Source organism: Microbacterium sp. CIAB417, from assembly GCF_022788845.1.
This window is the reverse complement of record NZ_JAHZUT010000003.1, coordinates 286515-307532: the sequence shown is the minus strand read 5'-3', so window position 1 is coordinate 307532 and position 21018 is coordinate 286515. Positions and strand designations below refer to the sequence as shown.

Below are 21018 nucleotides of genomic sequence, written 5' to 3'. Positions count from 1 at the left end.
GTGGACCTCGCGCGCACCCAGGTGCTCGCCGTCTCGCAGCGCCCCTCATCGAGACGGCGGTGAGCGAGGTCACCGCGTCCTGACGCGACCTGTGCGTCGCCGTCATGCGCGGCGACGCACAGGAGATCCGAAGCGCGCTGGATAGACTGTCCCCACCCGCGGGAGTGGTGAAATTGGCAGACACGCAGGATTTAGGTTCCTGTGCTTTCGAGCGTGTGGGTTCAAGTCCCACCTTCCGCACGGGGACGGGGGCGTGTCACCCGCGCCCCACATCCTGACATCCGATCGACGGGACGCCCGTGCACTCCATCGCCCTCATCCCCTGGCTCTCGCCCGAGACGATCATCGCGGCGGCCGGTCCGTGGGCTCTCGCCGTGGTCTGCTTCATCGTGTTCGCGGAGACCGGGCTGCTCATCGGCTTCCTGCTGCCCGGTGACACGCTGCTCATCATCTCCGGGCTGCTCTCGCATTCCTCGGATGTGGCACCCAACGGCGTCTTCGGCGTGAACGTGTGGGTCGTGGCCCTGCTGATCGGTCTCGCTGCCTTCGTCGGCGGCGAAGTGGGCTACCTCATCGGCCACAAGGGCGGACCGGCGATCTTCGAGCGCAAAGAGTCGGGCCTGTTCAGCAAGAAGAACGTCGAGCGCACCAATGCGTTCTTCGAGCGCTTCGGCGGGCTGACCGTCATCGTCGCCCGTTTCGTCCCGATCGTGCGGACCTTCGCACCGGTCGCGGCCGGCGTCGGTCACATGCCCTGGCGCAAGTACAGCCTCTACAACCTGATCGGCGCGATCCTCTGGGGCTTCGGGCTCACGATGATCGGTTACCTCGTGGGTTACATCCCCTGGGTCGCGAAGATCGTGACCGAGTACATCGACGTCATCCTCATCGGCGTCGTGGCGCTGACGGCCGCCGTCACGCTCTGGCACTACTTCCGCGAGCGCGCGAAGGTCAAGAAGGAACAACGCGACCAGGCCGCATCGGGCGAGTAACGCCCCCGCGTCCGGTCACGACGCCTTCGAGCTCTTCTTCCGCTTCGCCGCGGGCTTGTCGTCGCTCTTCGATGACGCGTCCTTCTTCGATGCCCGGCTGCGTTCCACGCTGGCACGGAGGGCCGCCATGAGGTCGATGACTTCCCCGCCGTCCTTCTCGTCGCTCTCCTCGCCGAATGTGGCCGAGGTGTCGACGCTCTCGCCCTTCTCGAGCTTGGCCTCGATCAGCGTGCGCAGCTGCTCCTGATACTCGTCGCGGAACTCGGTGGGATCGAAGTCGGACGAGAAGCTGTCGACGAGCGCCGCCGAGAGCTCGAGCTCCTTCGCGGAGATCTTCACGTCCTCGTCGAGCGACGGGAAGGATGCCTCGCGCACCTCGTCGGCCCAGAGCAGCGTCTGCAGCACCAGCACGTCGCCGCGCACGCGCAGCGCGGCCAATCGGGTCTTCTGGCGCAGCGAGAACTGCACGATCGCGGTGCGGTCGGTCTGCTCGAGCGTGCGCCGCAGCAGCACATAGGCCTTCGGCGACGACGAGTCCGGTTCGAGGTAGTAGGCCTTGTCGAGGGTGAGCAGGTCGACCTGGTCGCTCGGCACGAACTCGACGACCGAGATCTCGCGTGACTTCTCCGCGGGCAGCGACTCGAGATCCTCCTTGGTGAGCACGACGGTGCGGTCGCCGTCGTCGTACGCCCGGTCGATGTCGGCGTACGGCACGACCTCGCCGTCGAGTTCACAGACGCGCTGATAACGGATGCGGCCGCCATCCGCCGCGTGCACCTGGTGCAGCGACACGTCATGGTCCTCCGTCGCGGAGTACACCTTCACCGGGACGTTCACGAGCCCGAACGCGACCGCGCCCTTCCATATCGACCTCATAGGCCAAGTAGACAACCGAGTCGTGCCTCGCGGCTAGGGGTTGCGAGGCGCTTGCATCCGACTCGCGGGGGCGCAACGGGTGCGCGTCCGACGCACCGGGCGGCAGGATGGGCGCATGTCCGCACGCGAGCAGACCGTCGAGGTGGAGGGCCGCCGCATCCGCGTCAGCCATCTCGACAAGGTGCTCTATCCCGCCACCGGCACGACCAAGGCCGAGGTCATCGACTACTACGCGCGGATCGCCCCGGTGCTGCTCCCCCACCTCGACGGCCGTCCCGTGACTCGCAAACGCTGGCCCGACGGCGTCGACTCCGAACCGTTCTTCGCGAAGAACCTCGAGCGGGGCGCCCCCGAGTGGCTGCGCCGTCAGAGCATCGAGCACTCCACGGGCACCAAGGACTACGTGCTCGTCGACGACGTTCCGACCCTGGTCTGGCTCGCACAGACCGCCAGCCTCGAGCTGCACACCCCGCAGTGGCGCTTCGACGCCGACGGGCGCCCCGCAGGCCCCGACCGGCTCGTCCTGGACCTCGACCCGGGCGACGACATCGACCTGCCCACCGTCGCCGAGGTCGCGCGATGGGCGCGCGCGATCCTCACGGATGCGGGCCTCGAGCCCTTCCCCGTCACGAGCGGGAGCAAAGGCATCCACCTGTACTGCGCGCTCCCCGCCGGCCAGACGAGCGAGGCGGCCTCCGCGCTCGCGAAGGAGCTCGCGCGGTCGCTCGAGGCCGATCACCCCGACCTCGTCGTCAGCAGCATGTCGCGGGCCCTGCGCCCGGGCAAGGTCTTCGTCGACTGGTCGCAGAACAACGGCAAGAAGACGACCATCGCCCCATACTCGCTGCGCGGCCGGGCGCGGCCTACCGTGGCCGCGCCGCGAACCTGGGAGGAGCTGGACGAACCCGACCTCGCGCAGCTCGACCTGACGCAGGTGCTCGCACGTGCCGAGACGGACGGCGACCTCCTCGCGCCGCTGCGCCCTCGACGCGGCGCCGCGGAGCCGCTGCGCACCTACATCTCGAAGCGATCCGCAGACCGCACCCCCGAGCCGGTGCCATCGGACCCCGCCGCCGATCCGGCATCTACGGGTGCGCTGCGCTTCGTCATCCAGGAGCACCACGCTCGGCGTCTGCACTACGACCTGCGCCTCGAACACGACGGAGTGTTCGTGAGCTGGGCCGTACCCAAGGGCGTACCGGAGACGACGAAACGCAACCACCTCGCCGTGATGACCGAAGACCATCCGCTCTCCTACGGCTCCTTCGAGGGCAAGATCCCGGCGGGCGAATACGGCGCGGGCGAGGTGACGATCTGGGACACCGGCACCTACGCGGCGGAGAAATGGCGACCGGACGAGGTCATCTTCACCGTGACAGGTCGGGAGGGCGGCCCCCTCGGTACCGTGCGGCTCGCCCTGATCCGCACCGACGGCGAGGGCGAGAAGTCTACGTGGCTCCTGCATCGGATGAAGGACGACCAGCCACCGGCCGCCGCATCCGACGCTCCGTGGCCGGACGAGCTCTCGCCGACGCGGCTGCGTCCGATGCTCGCCGAGAACTCCACCGCCGGATTGGCGGCCGCTGCGGCACGGCGGTGGGGTGAGCCGTGGGCGGAGATGAAGTGGGACGGCGTGCGTGCCCTCGCCTTCTGGGATGGCGAGCGGATGCTGTTGCGCGCCCGCAGCGGGACCGACATCACCGACCGCTACCCGGAGCTCACCGCCGACCCCGGTCTCGGACGCGCGGCCTGCATCCTCGACGGGGAGATCATCGCGCTGGACGAGCGCGGGCGGCCGAGCTTCCCGTTGCTGCAGTCCCGCATGCATCTCACGAAGCCAGCGGACATCCGACGCGAGGCGGAGCGGGTCCCCGTGCATCTGCATGTGTTCGACGTCCTCGCTCTGGACGGACAGGATCTGACCGCGCTCCCGCTGCGCGAGCGACGCACGCACCTCGAGGGCCTGGCCCGTGATCTGAATCCCCCCTGGGTCGTGCCGCCCGTCTTCGAGGACCTGGATGCGGCGCTGGAGACCAGCACCGCGTTCTCCCTCGAGGGCGTCATGGTCAAGAATCCGGCGTCCGTGTATCGTCCGGGCCGGCGCAGCGACCAGTGGTTGAAGATCAAGCACATCGCCGCGCAGGAGGTCGTGATCGGCGCGATCCGGCCGGGTCGCAACGGTCGCGGCGGTATCGGATCGCTGCTCATGGGAGTGCCCTCCCCCGACGGACTTCGTTATGTCGGCCGGGTGGGGACGGGCTTCAGCGAGCGGGAGCTGCGCCGGCTCGACGAGGTGCTGCGGCCGCTGCGGACCGACGCATCCCCCTTTCTCGATGTGCCGCACGCCGACGCCTCGGACGCACTGTGGGTGCGCCCGGAGATCGTCGCGGAGGTCGGCTACGCCGAGGTCACGCCCGACGGCAGGCTGCGACAGGCACGCTGGCGCGGACTCCGCCCGGACAAGAGCCCCGACGAGGTCCGAGACGAGACGTGATCAGGCGTGCGCCTCGTGCTCGACGTGATCGGCGGGCTCGAGCTGGAAGGTCGAGTGCTCCACGTCGAAGTGCGTGGCCAGGCAGCCCTGCAGATCGCTGAGGATGCGGGCCGCGCCTCCGGTGGCATAGGCCTCTTCGTCGACCACGACGTGCGCCGTGAACACGGGAGCGCCGCGGGTGAGCTGCCAGACGTGCAGGTCATGGACGGCGACGACGCCGGGCGTCCCGAGGATGTGGGCACGGATCGTGTCGACCTCGACGCCCTTCGGGGTCGCCTCGCTCAGCACCGAGACCACTTCGCGGAGCAGGCCGATGGCGCGCGGCACGATCATGGCGGCGATCAGCAGCGACGCGATCGCGTCGGCCGGCAGCCAGCCGGTGAGCAGGATGACGACGGCGGCGACGATCACCGCGACCGAGCCGAGCAGGTCGCCGAGCACCTCGAGGTACGCGCCGCGCACGTTGATGCTCGTGCGCTGCGCCGCGCCCAGCAGCCACATCGCAACGGCATTGGCGATGAGGCCGACCGCGGCGACCCCGAGCATCAGCCCGCCGGCCACCTCCGCCTCGGCAGGGTTGATGAGCCGCGTGATCGCTTCGACACCGACCCACAGCGAGAGCCCGAGAAGGATCACGCCGTTCGCGAGCGCACCGAACACCTCGGCGCGCTGGTATCCGAACGTGCGGCGGTCGTTGGCGGGGCGCGCGGCGACGGCGCTGGCGATCAGCGCGATGACCAGCGCTGCCGCATCCGTCAGCATGTGGGCGGCGTCCGCGAGCAGCGCCAGCGACCCGGACAGGATCGCGCCGACGACCTGCACGACGAACACCGTCGAGGTGATCCCGAGCGAGATCGCGAGCAGGCGGCGGTTGCTGCCGCCGCGGACTCCGGATGCGGGCGCGTGATCGTGCATGGCACCAGGCTAGGCGCCGCGTCCGGCCCTCAGACGGTTTGCGCGCAATCGGGAACGAGAGTGATTCTCGCTCCCGCGCTCAGAGCTCGCTGAGCAGCGGTCCGAGCTCGGCGAAGGCGCGAGCGCGGTGCGAGGCTGCGTTCTTCTCGGCCGCCGAGAACTGACCCACCGTGCGCTCCGTGCCGGACTGGCCGTCAGGGATGAAGATCGGGTCGTACCCGAATCCACCGGCACCGTCGGCGGCGAGTGCGAGCCGGCCCGGCCAGACGCCCTCGACGACGTGCTCGGCACCGCCGGGCATCACGAGCGCGATCGTGGAGACGAACTGCGCGGTGCGGTGCGGGTCGGCGATGTCGGACAGCTGATCGAGCAGCAGCTCCAGGTTGGCTGCGGCATCCTTGCGGTGTCCGGCCCAGTACGCGGAGAACACGCCCGGCGCTCCCCCGAGCACATCGACGCAGATGCCCGAGTCGTCGGCCAGCGCGGGAAGCCCGGTGTACGCCGCGGCGGCGCGGGCCTTGATCAGCGCGTTGGCCGCGAAGGTCACGCCGTCCTCGACCGGCTCCGGCCCGTCGTAGCCGATGACCGTCAGGTCGGGACGGGTCGCCTGCACGATCTGGCGGAACTCCTCCACCTTGTGTGGGTTGTGCGTGGCGAGCACCACGCGGTCGGTCACGCCTCGTCCCCCGCCGCGAGTGCCGCCGCCTGCGCCTGGCCCAGCTCGCCACATCCGGCGAGCGCGAGCTCCAGCAGGGCGTCGAGCTCGCGCTTGTCGAACGGCGCCCCCTCGGCGGTCCCCTGCACCTCGACGAAGAGGCCCCGTCCGGTGACGACGACGTTCATGTCGGTCTCTGCGCGCACGTCCTCGACGTACGCGAGGTCGAGCATCGGCTCGCCGTCGATGATGCCGACCGAGACGGCCGAGACGGAGTCGAAGAGCACCTGCGCCTTCTGCCCGATGAACTTCTTGCGACGGCCCCACTCGATCGCGTCCGCGAGGGCGACGTAGGCGCCGGTGATGGCCGCGGTCCGTGTGCCGCCGTCGGCCTGCAGCACGTCGCAGTCGATGACGATGGTGTTCTCACCCAGCGCCTTCGTGTCGACGACCGCACGCAGCGCCCGGCCGATAAGGCGCGAAATCTCGTGCGTGCGTCCGCCAATCTTGCCCTTGACGCTCTCGCGGTCGTTGCGGTCGTTCGTGGCGCGCGGCAGCATCGCGTACTCCGCGGTGATCCAGCCCTTGCCCCTGCCGGTGAGCCAGCGCGGCACGCCGTTCGTGAACGATGCCGTGCACAGCACCTTCGTGTTGCCGAACGAGATGAGCGCGGACCCCTCGGCCTGGCTCGACCAGCCCCGCTCGATCGTCACGGGACGCAGCTGCGAGACGGTGCGCCCATCGGCGCGGGTGATGTCGGTCATCGTTCTCCTCGGGTAGGGCGGATGCGGGAAAGTCGGGAATGGGTCGTCAGAGCGCGGTGGTGCGCGGCAGATCGATCGTGCCGGTCTGCACGAGCTGCACCTGACGCACCTCACGCCCCATGAGGCGGTGCGCGAGCTGGATGAAGTCGTCGGCCGACGAGCCCGTCGCCTCGTAGACGTGCTGGGCCACGGCGTCGGGGCCCGCCAGCAGATCACGGGAGACGAGCTGACGGTAGACGTCCTTCGCCGTCTCGGTGTCGCTCGAGACGAGACTCACACCCTCACCCATGACGTAGCTGATAGCGCCTTCGAGGAACGGGTAGTGCGTGCAGCCGAGCACGAGCGTGTCGACGCCCGCGTGGCGCAGCGGCTCTAGGTATTGCTCGGCGACCTGCAGCACCTCGGGCGAGCCGGTCACACCCGCCTCCACGAAGTCGACGAAGCGGGGGCAGGCCTGCGCGAACACGGTGACGTTCGGGTTCACCTCGAGCATGTCCTGGTAGGCGCCGGATCCGATCGTCCCGGTCGTGCCGATGACGCCGATGCGGCTGTTTCGGGTCGTCGCGAGTGCGGTGCGCACGGCGGGACCGATGACCTCGACCACGGGCACGTCGTAGCGCTCCCGCGCGTCGCGGAGCACCGCCGCCGACGCGGTGTTGCACGCGATCACGAGCATCTTCACGCCCTGCTCGACCAGCGTGTCGAGGATCTCGAGCGAATACCGGCGCACATCCGCGATCGGCTTGGGGCCGTAGGGCGACCGCGCGGTGTCACCGATGTAGAGCAGCGATTCCCGCGGAAGAAGCTGGGAGATCGCGCGGGCGACGGTCAGACCACCCACTCCGGAGTCGAAGATCCCGATCGGCGCGTCGTCCACCACGATCACTCAGCCTACCCGCGCTCGATAGAGTGACCGCCATGCCCGAGACGACGTCGCTGCTCACCGACCGCTACGAGCTGACCATGATCGAGGCGGCGCTGCGTGACGGCACCGCCTCACGTCGCACGGTCTTCGAGCTCTTCGCCCGGCGCCTCGCGGGCGGACGACGGTTCGGCGTGGTTGCGGGAACGGGTCGGCTGCTGTCCCTGTTGCGCGAGTTCCGCTTCGGCGACGACGAGCTGCGGTATCTGCGCGACAACCGCGTGGTGGATGCAAACACCCTCGCCACCCTCGCGGACTTCCGCTTCACCGGGTCGATCACCGGCTATCGCGAGGGGGAGCTGTACTTCCCCGGCTCCCCCGTGCTGACCGTCGAAGGCAGCTTCCTCGAGGCGGTCATCCTGGAGACCCTCGCCCTCAGCGTGCTCAACCACGACTCGGCCGTCGCCACAGCGGCCGCGCGGATGTCGCTGGCTGCCGGCGACCGGCCGCTGGCCGAGATGGGCTCGCGACGAGCGGGCGAGCGTTCGGCTGTCGCCGCCGCGCGAGCCGCCTACATCGCGGGATTCGGGGCGACGAGCAACCTGGAGGCGGGTCGCACCTGGGGCATCCCCACGATGGGCACCGCCGCGCACGCCTGGACGCTGCTCCACGAGCGCGAAGAGGACGCCTTCCGCGCGCAGATCGCCACCCAGGGACTCGGCACGACGCTGCTCGTGGACACCTACGACATCGAGCGGGGCGTCGAGACGGCGATCCGCGTCGCGGGCACGGGTCTCGGCGGGGTGCGCATCGACTCGGGCGACCTACCCGTCGTCGCCGCGCGCGTGCGAGCGCAGCTCGACGCGCTCGGTGCCACCGACACACGCATCACCGTGACGAGCGATCTCGATGAGTACGCGCTGGCGGCACTGGCCGCATCCCCCGTCGACGCGTACGGCGTCGGCACCTCCGTCGTCACGGGTTCGGGCACGCCCACCGCCGGGATGGTCTACAAACTGGTCGCGCGCCAGGATGCCCACGGCACGTGGGTCAGCGTCGCCAAGGCATCCGCAGAGAAGACCTCGACGGGCGGACGGAAGACCGCATTCCGACGCCTGCGCGACGGAATCGCCGAGGCGGAGCTCATCCGCATCGACGCGGCGGACTCACGGGTCGATCTCGCGGAAGCACGAGCCCTACAGGTGCCGCTCGTGGCGCACGGCGAGATCGACGCCTCCCACGAAGGACCGGAGGGCGTGCGCGCCGCGCGCGCCCACCACCTCGAGGTCCGCGGCGAGCTCCCCCTCGCGGCGCACGGTCTCAGCCGGTCGGATCCGGCGATTCCCACCCGCTACGTGTGAGCGCGGCGAGTCACTGCTGCAGCGACTCGTAGATCTCCTTGCACGACGGGCAGACCGGGAACTTCTCCGGATCGCGACCCGGAGTCCACTTCTTGCCGCACAGTGCACGCACGGGCTTGCCCGTGATGGCCGACTCGAGGATCTTCTCCTTCTTCACGTAGTGCGAGAAGCGCTCGTGATCGCCGGGCTCGATGCTCTCTTCGCGGATGAGCTCTTCGAGCTCACGGTCGAGGGTGGCGAGGCCGCCCTGGTCGGGGCTGTCGGCAGGGGTGCTCATGGTCAGCAAGTGTAGCCGCGAGGGCTGCGCGCGGCTCTGGTCATGAGCTGGTCGCCGCGAACTCCATGAGCTCGCTCTCTCGCCGCTCGAACACCCGCGAGCCGACAGCGAGACCCACACCGAGCACGACCACCCCCGTCGCCGCTCCGCCCACGAGTGCGGCGAGGCCGAAGGACGGGTCGCCCGAGACCGCGAGCCATGCCCACCACAGCGTCGGCACGCTGACCGCGAGCGCACCCAGCATCACGAGCGCCTGCGAAAGGATGCCGGCAGATCCCGTGCGCTGAGGCTGCTGGAACGGGCTGTCGCCCGGACGCGAGACGGCGTACGGAGCGGCTGCCGAGGCGATCGAGGAGAGTCCGAGACCGGACAGGAACAGGCTGATCGTCACTCCCGCGAGCGCCGGCAGGTGTGCCCAACGCCCGTGAATCGCGACCGCCACCGGAACGGCGACGGCGAACGTCGGCACCGCGATGAGCAGGATCGGCACGAGACGTCCGACGCGGTCGGAGATGCCGCGCACGCCGGAGGCGACGTGCATCCACACCGCCGTGGAGTCGTAGGCCACATCGTTGTGGGGCAACCATCCGAAGAAGAGCGCGATGATCGGCACGGGTATGAGGGCGACGTACTCGGCGGGTACACCGGCGACCAGCAGCGGGATGGTCGTCAGCAGCGCCGCAACCGGCACCACGAGCACGTTCACGCCGTAGCGGCGGTCGCGCAGCCAGTACGTGAGGCTGCGCGCGGCGATGGCGCCTCCGGCAGTGCCGGGAAGCACCGAGAACCATCCCATGCCGCCGCGCTCTCGCGCGGCGAGGGGACGCTCGATCGTCGTGAGCGCACGACGCACGATGGCGTACCACGCCCAGCCGAGCAGGGCGATCGTGACCACCGCGACCATCACGGCCAGCCAGAGCCCGCCGACATCGCCGATCGCTGCCAGTCCCGGCAGTGCCCAGGCAGCTCCGATCGGGGTGAACGCGAGCACGTGAGCCGCCACGTCGAGCTGACTGGGAACCGCATCGCCCCAGTCGAGTGACGCGAAGAACACCCCCACCGGCACGAAGACGACCAGCAGCGCGAGGATGAACAGCCCCGTGAGCTCTCGCGACCGCCGCGGGAGTGTCCACATCGAGGCCAGTCCCGCGGCCACCCGGGTGAGCAGTATCGCCGTGACCACGCCCAACAGAGGTCCGATCACAGCCGGCGCGCCGGCATCCTGCGACAGCCACATCACCGCCGTCGCCACGGCCACCGCCGCCAGCGCCAGCACGGGCACGCTGATGACGCTCGCGAGCAGGATCGCCCCGGCCAGGGGTCGGGGTTCGAGTCCGAAGGCCTGGAACCGCCGCGGGTCGAGCTGGTCCGGACTGCCGGAGATCGGCGGCGCGAGCGCATACCCCACCGCGACCGCGCTGCCGCCGAGGATCGTGACCACGAAGGCGGACTGTGCGGTGACCGCTTGGAGCGCGATCTGGGCGATGCAGGCGGCGACGACGCCGCCCACGACCAGCACGCTCGCGATGATGGCCCGCCAGCGCTCTGCGGCGTCGCCGCGCAGCGCCCCGATCAGCAGAGCCGCCCTCAGTCGGAGAACGTGTGCAGCCATTCGAGGCCCTCCACCTCGTTCGAGCCGCCGACGAGCTCGAGGAACCGCGCCTCGAGCGTCTGCTCGCCGCGGACCTCGGCTACCGTGCCGTCGACCAGCACCTGACCGGAGACGATTACCGCCACGCGATCACACACGCGCTCGACCAGATCCATCCCGTGGCTGGAGAGCAAAACGGTCCCGCCGTGCGACACATACGTGCCCAGGATGTCGAGGATCACCGAGCTCGAGACCGGGTCGACGGCCTCGAAGGGCTCATCGAGGACGAGCAGACGCGGCGAGTGGATCAGGGCTGCGGCAAGCATGATCTTCTTGGTCATGCCCGCGGAGTAGTCGGAAACGGACCGGCCCAGCGCGGAGGTCAGGTCGAAGGCTCGACCGAGGTCGGAGGCGCGGCGCTCCACGGTGTTCGCGTCGAGCCCGCGCAACAGCCCGGCGTAGGACAGCAGCTGGCGACCGGTCAGGCGATCGAAGGTGCGCAGCCGGTCCGGCAGCACACCGATCAGCTTCTTGGCCTCACGTGACCGTGTGCGCGCGTCGACGCCGGCGACGCGGATGGTTCCCGCATCCGGTTTCAGGAGTCCGGCGATCATCGACAGGGTCGTGGTCTTGCCCGCACCGTTCGGCCCGACGAGGCCGTAGAACGTGCCGGCGGGTACGACGAGGTCGATGCCGGAGACCGCGACGGTCGCGCCGTAGGACTTGGTCAGTCCGCTCACCTCGAGTGCCAGAGCGGGCTCGTTCGCAGGCGCCGTCGTCTCGGCGACGTCGGCGAACAGCCGCTCGCCCTCCTCATCGTCGGCACGCTCGGTCACGACGACGGTCTCGGCTCGTGCCAGTGTGCCGTCGGGAGTCTCATCGTCCGCTTCATCGACGGGAGAACCCTCCCCGATCGGCTCGGGTTCCCCCTCCACGATCTCGACGGCCACCTCCTCTTCGACCGTCTCGACCGGATCGACCGAGGGCACTTCCGCGGGCCCGGCATCGCTCTCCTCGGTCGCCGCGTCCGCCGTGGGGACGACGGGCACCGCGTCGAGCACCTCGGGCGAAGCGGCCTCGACGGGCGCCTCGACCGGCACGATCATGTCATCGGCGGTCGCGGACTGTTCCCCATCCGACGGCGCGGGGCGCGGCGGCAGGGGCGGTTTGGGCGGGATGACGAAGTCCACCGGCACCGGCGCGTCGATCGGGGCCACCGGCGGCGTCTTGGCGGCTGTCGAGCGCGGCGTCTTCGCTCCCGACGGCGCTGCCTTCGTCCGCGGCGCCGCGGTGCGCGGCGTGGGCGCGGTCTCGCCGGCACGCGCTGTCGTCGCACGTGCCGCGGGCTTTCGAGGGGCCGCGGGCTTCTTCGCCACGGTCGGCTTCTTCGCCGCGGCAGGGGCGGCCGCATCCTCTCCCGACGGCGTCGCGCTGCGCTTCGCCGCGGTCGGGCGCTTCGCCGCCGGCTTCTTCGGAGCGACCGGTGCCGCGGCCCCTCCCTCGGCGGGCGCTGCCGCGGACGCGGCGGCTGACGTGGCCGGCTTCTTCACCGCGGGCTTGCGCGCCGCAGCCGGGCGGGCGGTTGTAGAACGCGGAGACCGCGGCGCCGACGGACGCGCGGATGCCGGCTTCTTGGGGGCTTCGGAGACCTCCTCGGCGGAGCCGTCGTCGGGCGTGGGCGCGTCGGAACCGGAAGGAGTGGAGGTCACTTCACCAACGTACCAACCGCCCCTGACGATCCCATCGGTGGGATACGGCCGCGTCTCCGATTGTCACGAATCCACAACGGCAGGGGGCAGATCTGCGGCCTTCCAGGTGGCCCGGATACCATGGGCACGGCACAAAGGAGTGTTTCGTCGGTGAACCGACCGTGAACTTCGACTCCAGGAGCGATGAACCTTATGAGACTTCAGACTGTGATCCTTGCCGCAGGCATGGGCTCGCGCCTCGGCCGCAGCCTGCCGAAGCCGCTGACCCAGCTGAACGACGGGCGCAGCATCATGCGCCAGCAGCACGACAACATCCGCGCCGCTTTCGGCACGGACGCCAAGATCACGACTGTCGTCGGGTATCGCGCTGAGACCATCGTCGAGGCCTTCCCGGAGGCCGACTACGTCTACAACGAGCGCTACGACCAGACCAACACCTCGAAGAGCCTGCTGCGCGCACTGTCCGCGACGGGCAAGGCCGGCGTGCTCTGGATGAACGGCGATGTGGTCTTCGATCCCCGCGTGCTGGGTCGTGCCGTGGCGCTCATCGAGCGGGAGCAGTCCTTCGTCACCGTCAACACCGCGAAGGTGAGTGACGAGGAGGTCAAGTACACCGTCACGAGCGAGGGCTTCATCAAGGAGCTGTCCAAGACCGTTCGCGGCGGAATCGGCGAAGCCGTGGGAATCAACTACATCTCGCGCGCCGACAAGCGCTCGTTCATGCACCACCTCACGCGCGTCGACGACCAGGACTACTTCGAGCGCGGTCTCGAGCTCGCCATCCAGCACGACGGTCTCCTGCTCGAGCCGATGGACATCTCCGACCTGTACGCCGTCGAGGTCGACTTCGCCGAAGACCTCGAGCGCGCGAACCAGTTCGTCTGATCCGCAATCCCCCGCCGCCGTTCAGCCGGGCCGCTTAGCATCGCAGGATGCCGGAGAAGGTCCACCGCATCCACAGCCTGCCGGACGAATCGCCGTGGCAGGGCGGGATCCCACCAGTCGGGTCGAGTGAGCACCCGTTCACCGTGCGCGCCCTCGACCGTGTGCTCGCCGTCCAGCGGCCCGTGGTGCTGGCGCATCTGCACAGCATCCGGGTGCGTCACCCGCACGCCACGACGGTCGAGATCGTACGGATGCTGGAGCGCCGATATCTCGCGGCGGTGACCACCGGCGGGGCCGCCGTCGGCGCGACCGCCGTAGTGCCCGGCATCGGGACGGGCGTCACATTGGCGCTGAGCGGCGTGGAGACTCTCGGCTTCCTGGAGACGACGACACTGTTCGCGCAGTCGGTCGCCGAGGTGCACGGACTCCCGGTCGAGAATCCCGACCGGGCACGCGCGCTCGTTCTGACGCTGCTGCTCGGTCAGGAGGGGATCGACCTGGTCACCCAGCTCGCGCGTCAGGCCGGCGGCAAGGGTCCCTCGCGCAGCAGCTACTGGGGCGAGCTGATCACCACGACCCTCCCCCGCGCGGCGCTCGGTCCGCTCGTGGACCGACTGAAGACCTCGTTCCTGCACCGGTTCGCCGCGCGCGGCGGCGCCTCGTTCGTCGGCAAGGCGCTGCCGTTCGGCGTGGGCGCGGCGGTCGGCGGCGCCGGCAATCATCTGCTCGGGCGCCGCGTGATCACCACTTCTCGACGCGCGTTCGGGATGCCGCCCATCGATCTGCCCGGGGAACTCGAGCCCCGCCCGGGCGCGGCCCCGATCGAGCGGCTCGCGGGGCGGGGCCTTGCGCGCGCCGGCGGACTCGTGGCCCACGCCGCGGGATCCGCCACGCGCCGCACGCGCGACGCCGCAAAGGCGCTCGGCTCCGCGCGACGCAAGTAGCCGCGTTTCGGGTCAGGACGCCTCTTCGCGGCCGGCGTTCGCGTCGAGCTCCGCCTGTGCCGCGGCGTCGTCCGCGTCGCCGCCGGCTCGCGCGTGCCACTCGTCCCACTCGTCCATGAGGCGTTGGATCGCGGCGTGAAAGCGTGCGGTCGGAGCCCCCTGCGAGGTGTCGCCGAAGTAGTGGTCCACCCAGTAGGCCAGGCGGGCGACGGCGTCCGGGTCACCGACCAGACGATCGACCTCGTCGAGGATGCGGGGGGCGTCGGCGGCATCCAGCCACTCGCACGCCGAGAGATAACCGCTCGTGTCGACAGCGGCGCGCTCGTCGACCGGACGCGTGATGAGCAGCGGCTTGTCGGCGGCGAGGCGGTCGTAGACCATGGCGGAGATGTCGACCACGGCGACGTCGGAGGCGGCCAGCTGCCAGCCGAGTTCTGGCCCGTCGTCGTAGACGTGCTGAGCGGAGGGGTCCGCGGCGTTCGCCGCCGCGATCGCCGCGACGATGCGTCGATGCGCGGCCAGGTACTGGTGATCCACCACGCCACTACGCGGATGCGGCCGGTAGACGAGGCGGTGTCGCGCGGAGCCGAGCACGGCCGCAGCCAGCGCCTCTCCGTGACTGGCGATGGATCCGTAGAACGCCGATGGTCGATCACCCTCCCACGTCGGCGCGTAGAGCACGACCGTCCGATCGTCCGGCGTGTAGGGCAGCACCCCGGAATAGTGGTCGGCTTGCGGGCGTCCGATCTCGATCGTGCGAGCGTCGAGGTCGTAGTTCCAGAGCACGCGTCCCAGACGCTGTCGAGCCGCATCCCCCGCGATCAGGGCGTAGTCGTACGCCTTGAACTGGTTCGTGGTCATGTACATCTTGTCGGACTCGCCGTGGTTGATGAACACGTGCCAGCGGTGCCCGTAGCGGAACATCTGGAAGTTCCGGGTGTTCTGGTTCACGTACAGCACGATGCGCAGCCCCTGCGCGGCCACGACCTTTTCGAGGTCGCGCACGGTCGGCACGAAGGCGACCGGCAGCTCGCTCTCTGCCATGATCGCGGCGGCCGATGTCGCGTTGCGGCTGAGCACCAGGACCGGCCAGGTCTCGGCGAGCTTCTGGAGCGGCTTGTACCACTGACGCATCTGGTAGAGGTTGACGGCACCGTCGGCGAAGTAGACGCCGACGCGGAAGTGGCCGACGGGCAACGGGGTGCGCATCGCCCGCACCTCGCGGACGGCGGAGCGGTTGTCGAGGACCTTCCGGAGAAGTCCCCGCGCCTTGCGGATGTCTGATGCCAGGCCCATCCATCCAGCCTAACCAGCGCACGCATGGGATGATCGTCGGATGCATGTCGACGCGGGGGGCCATCGTGACGCCCCGGTTCCCGGCGCCGAGGCAGGAGTGTCGTTCGTCATGCCCGTGCTTAACGAGGCGCGATATCTGGAACGCGCCGTGCAGAGTGTGCTCGCCCAGCAGACCCCCGGACCCATGGAGCTCGTGCTGGCGCTCGGCCCCTCGTCCGACGGCACCGACGAGATCGCCGAGCGTCTCGCTGCCGAAGACGACCGCATCCTGCTCGTCCGCAACCCCGACGCCGACATCCCGACAGGTCTGAATCTCGCGATCGCCCGCAGCACCCTCCCGACCATCGTGCGCGTCGACGCGCATTCCGAGCTGGCCCCGGGTTACACGACGAGGGCGCTCGAGACGCTCGCGCGCGTGCGCGCCGCGAACGTCGGAGGTGTGATGCAGGCCGACGGCCGCACGCCCTTCCAGCGCGCCGTCGCCCGCGCCTACAACTCCCCCTTCGGTCTCGGCGGCGGGGCGTATCACGGCGGGCGGCGCGAGAGTGCGGCCGAGTCCGCGTATCTCGGCGTCATGCGCCGCGTCGTCGTCGACGAGGTCGGCGGATTCGACGAGTCGCTGCGCCGCGGCGAGGACTGGGAGCTGAATCTCCGCATCCGTCGCGCGGGGTACCGCGTCTGGTTCGATCCCGCTCTGCGGGTGACCTACTGGCCCCGCGAGAGCTGGCAACGACTCGTGCGCCAGTTCCGGGCCACCGGCGCCTGGCGCGGCGAGTTGGTGCGTCGCTACGGCCGCCGCAACTCGCTCCGCTTCTTCGCGCCGCCCGTACTCGTCGCCTGCGCGGCCCTCGCCGTCGTGACCGGTGTGCTGCAGCTCACCGGTGTCCTCTCGGGCGTCATCGCCCTCGTCGCGAGCGCCGTCTACCTGCCGGTGGTCGCCTATGCCGTCCTCGTGGTCGGCGTCGCGCTCGGCCCCGGGGGCGGCAAGGGGTGGCGTGACAAGCTCTGGACGATGGGCGTCCTCCCCTCGATGCATCTCGCGTGGGGCGCCGGGTTCATCCAGGGACTCGTGCGCGGTGCGCGCGACACCGTCGACACCTCGCGGCTCGGATCACGCAACACACCGCTGCCGTGACTCAGCCGCCGATCAGCCCCTGATCCAGGATGCGGGCGACGACGCGCTCTGCCGCGTGGCCGTCGTCCCGTGCGTTGAACGCGCGCTGCCACGCGGCGTACCGGTCGGCGTAGGCCGCCGAGTCCTGCGTCAGGGCCGCGGTCAACTCCTCCTGCGTGCGCACGAGCGGCCCGGGGGCGCGCTCGGCGAGATCGAAGTAGAACCCTCGGAGGCGTCCCCGGTAGTCCTCGAGGTCGGGCACGAAGAAGAACACCGGCTTGCCGGTGACGGTGAAGTCGAACATCACCGACGAGTAGTCCGTCACCAGCGCGTCGGCGGCCAGCAGCAACTGCGCGGTGTCGGGGAAGCCCGTCACGTCGACGACCCGTGCGCCCCGGGCGTCCGTGCCGGGCAACAGCGTGCGCGAGTGACCGCGCACCAGCACCACCGCGCCGGTGTCGGCAGCGAGCCTCTCGGCGTCCAGGAAGTCCACGATCTGCTCGCGGTCGTCGCGCCAGGTCGGCGCGTAGAGGATGACACGTTCGTCCTCGCCGATGCCGAGTCGCGCGCGCACCGCCGCCGCATCCCCCGTGCGCAGCACGTCGTTGCGCGGGTAGCCCTCGACCCAGATGGGTCGGCGCCCAAACGCGTAGGCGCGGCGGAGGATCGATGCCGCATACGGGTTCTGCGCCAGCAGCACATTCCACCGGAGCGATTCGCGCACCACGGCGACCGCCCTCCGCGGGTCGAAGCCGGGGCGATGAAGCGCCAGCCGCTTCAGGGGGGTCCCGTGCCAGGTCTGGACGACGTGCTGTCCCGTTCTGCGCACGTATCGGCGACGCAGCCAGTCGTTGACCACCAGCAGGCGCGAGACCGCGCGTGCGCGCCACCAGTCCGGGCTCCCCTCCACGACGGCGATCGCCCCCTCAGGCACCTCGACGGAGAGGTCCACGACGCTCCAGTACCGTACGAGGCCCGGCACGCGTTCGCGCAGCTCGCGGTCGATCGCGAGCGGATTGCAACTGGCGTTTCGTCCGTAGAAGCTCTCGAAGAAGACGGCTTCTTCCAACCGCTCGCGCCCCGTCACGTAGCGCCGCTCGAGGGCTTCCTGCGCCTCGCCGGCATCGTATGCAGGGTCCACGGGCGGCCCGATCTCGAGCTCCCATCCGGTCAGCGCCGCGCGCACCGGCCCCAGCTGCGAGAGGGTGAGAGGCTCGGGAGCATCGGTCTGCTCCGCGGGGTCTGCGCGCTCCACGTGCACCCGGTAACGTCCGCTCGGCAGCGGAAGCACCGGCCCGCCCCAGCGGGAGGCGGAGAGCGTGAGTGTCGCCGTCCACGTCTTCCCTCGGCCCGTCAGCGCAGCTGCCACCCGCGCGCGGGCGCCGATCAACTCGACGCGTTCGGGCCGCGCGCCCGTTCCCCGCACGACGAGCGCAGCGGCGCTCCCGGTGATCCACTCCGCCGTGGTCATGCGATCTCCTCCCGAGGGTCGTTGCCACCGATCGCCGCCATGATCGCCCGGTAGACCCGCTCAGCGTTGCGGCCGTCGCGGTGCGCGTGCACCGCCGCATCCAATCGCCGGGCGCGCTCCAGCCGCGCCCGGTGCTCGTCGTCGTCCGAGAACACGGCCGCGATCTGCGCGAGCGTCTCCTTCCAGTCGACGGCGACATCCGCTCCCGCGACGTCGGCATACGTGCCGTAGAAGCCGCGACGACGGGCGTAGTCATCGACGTCCGGGGCGAAGTAGACGACCGGCAACGGCACGAGCGAGGAGTCATAGGCCAGCGAGGAGTAGTCGGTGACGAGCAGATCCATGCCCGCAAGCACCGGCGTCACATCGGCCAGACGGTCACTGCCGAGCAGGTGGACACGCTGCGCCCCCGCGGGCGGCGCGTACTCTCCGGCGCCCAGCGGATGCGGGCGGACGATCAGTCGCGCGCTGTACTCGTCGAGCAGAGAGGTGATCCGCTCCCAGTCGGCGGCCGTGGGGATCGCAGGGTCGTCGTCGCCGTCGCGCCAGGTGGGGGCGTAGAGCACCAGCCGGTCGTCGGCGAGCGGACCCAGCAGTGCGTCGAGCTGTCGGCGAGCGCTCTCCCGACGTTCGGCCGCAGTCCCCCGCGACAGCACGTCGACGCGCGGCTCTCCGACGACGGGCACGCGGGAGTCGTCGAGCGAGAACGCCGACTCGAGGCGGCCGCGCACGAGGTGGGAGGCGGCCGGCAGGAGGCGGATCCGACGTGTCGCACCGCGGTACATGAGCGCGAGCAGACACCGTACCAGTCGGGATGACGGGAGGAAGGAGCTGCGCAGGGTCTCGGGAGAGTCGATGCCGATGCGCTTGAGCGGGATGCCGTGCCACAGCTGAACGAGGTATGACCCGGACACGGCGTAGCGGTTGACGTCGCCGAAGCCGTGCGTGACGACGACGACCTCGGCGCGCGCCGTGAGCCAGAGTCCGCGCAGCGAATCGGCCCGGACGTGCGGGATGCCTCGAGCTGCCGCATCCCGCGCCTGCGCATCCGTGCGGATCAGCCAGACGGCGCGGTGACCGCGCGCGACCGTCTCGTTCCAGAGAGCGAGGCCGCCGTCGGCGATTCCCGCCGCCGATCCGAACACCCACCTCCCACGCGCCCGCGGCACGAGCAGCGTGAGGGCGCGTCCGGCCGCATAGAAAGGGATGGCGAGGAGCTTCTTCGCATTGCCGTCGCCGAACGAGAAGGACGCCACCTCGCGAGCCTATCGCGAGGTGGCGTCCGAACCGTCGGAGCGGTGTGGTTACTGCAGCGTGCCCAACGTGAGCTTGGCCGTCTCGGTCTTGCCGTCGCGGACGTAGCTCAGCGTGGCCTCGGAGCCGCCCGCGGCCGCACGCACCTGAGCGGTGAGGTCGATCGCATCGGTGACGGGAACCCCGTTGAACTCCGTGACGATGTCGCCGGAGCGAAGCCCCGCACCGGCGGCCGCGCCGCCCGAGGACACGTCCTGGATGTACGCGCCCTGGATGGTGGCGTTCTTCTGCGAGGCGGCGTCGGCGACGGTCGCACCGAGCAGTCCGTGCGTTGCGCTGCCGGATTCGATGATCTCGTTCGCGACGCGCTGAGCGATGTTGGCCGGGATGGAGAAGCCCACGCCGATGTTGCCCGACTGACCGCTCGACGAGCTGCCGCCGGAGGAGGCGATGGCCACGTTGATACCGATCAGGTTGCCGTCGGAGTCCACGAGGGCTCCGCCGGAGTTACCGGGGTTGATCGCCGCATCCGTCTGGATGACGGCGATCTTGATCGTCGTGCTCGAGGACGTGGACTGCTGCTGCCCCTGGCCGAAGTCGAACTGGAACGGGCTCTCCTGCTGGCCCTGGCCGCTGTCGCCCTCGGTGGACGAATCCTCCGGGGCCGCCGAGGAGGCGATCTCGATCGAGCGGTTCAAAGCGCTGACGATGCCGGTCGTGACCGTGTTGTCCAGTCCGAGCGGCGCTCCGAGTGCGATCGCCTGGTCGCCTACGTTGAGCTTGCTCGAGTCGGCGAACTCCACGGGCGTGAGGCCCGACGCATCCGTCAGCTTGATGACCGCGAGATCGTAGGTCGGGTCGGTGCCGACGACGGTCGCCTTGTAGACCTTGCCGTCGGATGTCGTCACCGAGAGCGTGGGGTCGGCCGTTGCGCCGTCTAGCGTGACGACGTGGGTGTTGGTCAGCACGTAGCCGTCCGCGGAGAGGATCACACCGCTGCCCGTGCCGCCACTGCTTCCGGCGGTGGCCGAGATCGTGACCACACTGGGCAGGACCTTCGCGGCCACGGCGGTGACGTTGTTGACCTTCTCGGTGTCGTTGACGGTCACGACGGTGGGGCTGCTGGCCGCCGTCGTCTGGGTCTGACCCCACATGCTGATGCCGGCGTAGGTTCCGCCCACGCCCGCGGCGCCTCCGACGAGGGCAGCGGCCACGAGCAGACCCACGGTGCGACCGGCGGTCGACTTCTTGCGTACCGGGGCGGACGGCGTCGGGCCGCTCAGCGGAAGCGTCGGCGCGGTCTGAGCGCCGGGGCCGAACGCCTGACCCGTCGCGGTCGCACCGCCTGCGGGGGCGTAACCCGCGGGGGCCTTCGGGTAGGTGGCGGGGTAGGGCGGGCGCGGCGGCATGGCGGGAGCCGCGGGGGCGGCCGCGGCCGGCGGGGTCGTCGGCACGTCGGACGCGGGGGCCGGCTGCGGCGATGCGGCGGGCGCGACGGGTTCGGACACAGAGTCTTCGGATTCGGGGCGGGAGCCCTGGTTGTCACTCATGGTTGCTC

Annotated in this window: 18 protein-coding genes and 1 tRNA gene; 7 read left to right on the top strand and 12 right to left on the bottom strand. The window is 70.2% G+C overall.

The genetic code is table 11. From position 1 onward, the window contains the following. Positions 1 to 158 precede the first annotated feature (158 nt). Positions 159 to 240: transfer RNA gene (locus KYX17_RS13750), tRNA-Leu, on the top strand. 59 nt (positions 241 to 299) lie between these two features. Beyond that, a complete protein-coding gene (locus tag KYX17_RS13745; RefSeq protein WP_243227549.1) occupies positions 300 to 992 on the top strand; it encodes a DedA family protein in 693 nt (230 codons plus the stop codon). Positions 993 to 1007: 15 nt separating this feature from the next. Here the strand turns inward: KYX17_RS13745 and KYX17_RS13740 are convergent, their stop codons facing one another. Next, positions 1008 to 1868: a Ku protein gene (locus tag KYX17_RS13740; protein ID WP_243227548.1), complete on the bottom strand. Its 861-nt coding sequence runs from the start codon at positions 1866 to 1868 to the stop codon at positions 1008 to 1010. Positions 1869 to 1983: 115 nt separating this feature from the next. On the opposite strand from KYX17_RS13740, the gene KYX17_RS13735 reads away from it, so the two are divergent. Continuing rightward, complete coding sequence (locus KYX17_RS13735; RefSeq protein ID WP_243227547.1) at positions 1984 to 4362, top strand: ATP-dependent DNA ligase; 2379 nt, start codon at positions 1984 to 1986, stop codon at positions 4360 to 4362. Here KYX17_RS13735 and KYX17_RS13730 read toward each other — a convergent pair whose 3' ends face one another. The 4 genes from KYX17_RS13730 to murI all read right to left on the bottom strand — a co-directional run bounded on the left by KYX17_RS13730 (position 4363) and on the right by murI (position 7573). Beyond that, a complete protein-coding gene (locus KYX17_RS13730) occupies positions 4363 to 5277 on the bottom strand; it encodes a cation diffusion facilitator family transporter (RefSeq protein WP_243227546.1) in 915 nt (304 codons plus the stop codon). A gap of 79 nt (positions 5278 to 5356) precedes the next feature. Continuing rightward, on the bottom strand, positions 5357 to 5953 hold the full coding sequence (gene rdgB, locus KYX17_RS13725) for an RdgB/HAM1 family non-canonical purine NTP pyrophosphatase (protein WP_243227545.1): 597 nt from the start codon (positions 5951 to 5953) through the stop codon (positions 5357 to 5359). Then, complete coding sequence (gene rph, locus KYX17_RS13720) at positions 5950 to 6696, bottom strand: ribonuclease PH (RefSeq protein ID WP_243227544.1); 747 nt, start codon at positions 6694 to 6696, stop codon at positions 5950 to 5952. Before rph ends, rdgB begins: the two co-directional genes overlap by 4 nt. A 46-nt stretch (positions 6697 to 6742) precedes the next feature. Continuing rightward, a complete protein-coding gene (murI, locus tag KYX17_RS13715) occupies positions 6743 to 7573 on the bottom strand; it encodes a glutamate racemase (protein ID WP_243228189.1) in 831 nt (276 codons plus the stop codon). A 41-nt stretch (positions 7574 to 7614) separates the two neighbouring features. Here murI and KYX17_RS13710 point away from each other — a divergent pair, with 41 nt between their 5' ends. After that, positions 7615 to 8919 (top strand): nicotinate phosphoribosyltransferase, encoded by a 1305-nt coding sequence (locus KYX17_RS13710; RefSeq protein WP_243227543.1) that lies wholly within the window; start codon positions 7615 to 7617, stop codon positions 8917 to 8919. A gap of 10 nt (positions 8920 to 8929) precedes the next feature. Here KYX17_RS13710 and KYX17_RS13705 read toward each other — a convergent pair whose 3' ends face one another. The 3 genes from KYX17_RS13705 to KYX17_RS32305 are packed head-to-tail and all read right to left on the bottom strand — an operon-like array spanning position 8930 to position 12496. Beyond that, a complete protein-coding gene (locus KYX17_RS13705; RefSeq protein WP_243227542.1) occupies positions 8930 to 9196 on the bottom strand; it encodes a DUF3039 domain-containing protein in 267 nt (88 codons plus the stop codon). A 40-nt stretch (positions 9197 to 9236) separates the two neighbouring features. Continuing rightward, complete coding sequence (locus tag KYX17_RS13700) at positions 9237 to 10808, bottom strand: hypothetical protein (RefSeq protein WP_243227541.1); 1572 nt, start codon at positions 10806 to 10808, stop codon at positions 9237 to 9239. Then, positions 10784 to 12496, bottom strand: a complete 1713-nt coding sequence (locus tag KYX17_RS32305; RefSeq protein ID WP_243227540.1) for an ABC transporter ATP-binding protein — start codon at positions 12494 to 12496, stop codon at positions 10784 to 10786. The genes KYX17_RS13700 and KYX17_RS32305 overlap by 25 nt, the downstream gene beginning before the upstream one ends. A gap of 192 nt (positions 12497 to 12688) precedes the next feature. Here KYX17_RS32305 and KYX17_RS13690 point away from each other — a divergent pair, with 192 nt between their 5' ends. Together KYX17_RS13690 and KYX17_RS13685 are read left to right on the top strand one after the other, a co-directional pair. Then, positions 12689 to 13381, top strand: a complete 693-nt coding sequence (locus tag KYX17_RS13690) for an NTP transferase domain-containing protein (RefSeq protein ID WP_243227539.1) — start codon at positions 12689 to 12691, stop codon at positions 13379 to 13381. A 47-nt stretch (positions 13382 to 13428) separates the two neighbouring features. Then, the gene (locus KYX17_RS13685) at positions 13429 to 14325 is read left to right on the top strand and encodes a hypothetical protein (RefSeq protein WP_243227538.1); all 897 of its coding nucleotides are present in this window, start codon (positions 13429 to 13431) and stop codon (positions 14323 to 14325) included. Positions 14326 to 14337: 12 nt separating this feature from the next. Here KYX17_RS13685 and KYX17_RS13680 read toward each other — a convergent pair whose 3' ends face one another. Then, complete coding sequence (locus KYX17_RS13680; protein WP_243227537.1) at positions 14338 to 15621, bottom strand: CDP-glycerol glycerophosphotransferase family protein; 1284 nt, start codon at positions 15619 to 15621, stop codon at positions 14338 to 14340. 40 nt (positions 15622 to 15661) lie between these two features. Here KYX17_RS13680 and KYX17_RS13675 point away from each other — a divergent pair, with 40 nt between their 5' ends. Continuing rightward, entirely contained in the window at positions 15662 to 16756 is a 1095-nt protein-coding gene (locus KYX17_RS13675; RefSeq protein WP_243227536.1) for a glycosyltransferase family 2 protein, read from the top strand. Between the two features lies 1 nt (position 16757). Here the strand turns inward: KYX17_RS13675 and KYX17_RS13670 are convergent, their stop codons facing one another. The 3 genes from KYX17_RS13670 to KYX17_RS13660 are packed head-to-tail and all read right to left on the bottom strand — an operon-like array spanning position 16758 to position 21010. Next, positions 16758 to 18206 carry a CDP-glycerol glycerophosphotransferase family protein gene (locus KYX17_RS13670; RefSeq protein WP_243227535.1) on the bottom strand — a complete coding sequence of 483 codons (1449 nt, stop codon included), beginning with the start codon at positions 18204 to 18206 and terminating at the stop codon, positions 16758 to 16760. Continuing rightward, positions 18203 to 19462: a CDP-glycerol glycerophosphotransferase family protein gene (locus KYX17_RS13665; RefSeq protein ID WP_243227534.1), complete on the bottom strand. Its 1260-nt coding sequence runs from the start codon at positions 19460 to 19462 to the stop codon at positions 18203 to 18205. The genes KYX17_RS13670 and KYX17_RS13665 overlap by 4 nt, the downstream gene beginning before the upstream one ends. A gap of 48 nt (positions 19463 to 19510) precedes the next feature. Next, complete coding sequence (locus KYX17_RS13660) at positions 19511 to 21010, bottom strand: S1C family serine protease (protein WP_243227533.1); 1500 nt, start codon at positions 21008 to 21010, stop codon at positions 19511 to 19513. Between the last annotated feature and the right edge of the window lie 8 nt (positions 21011 to 21018).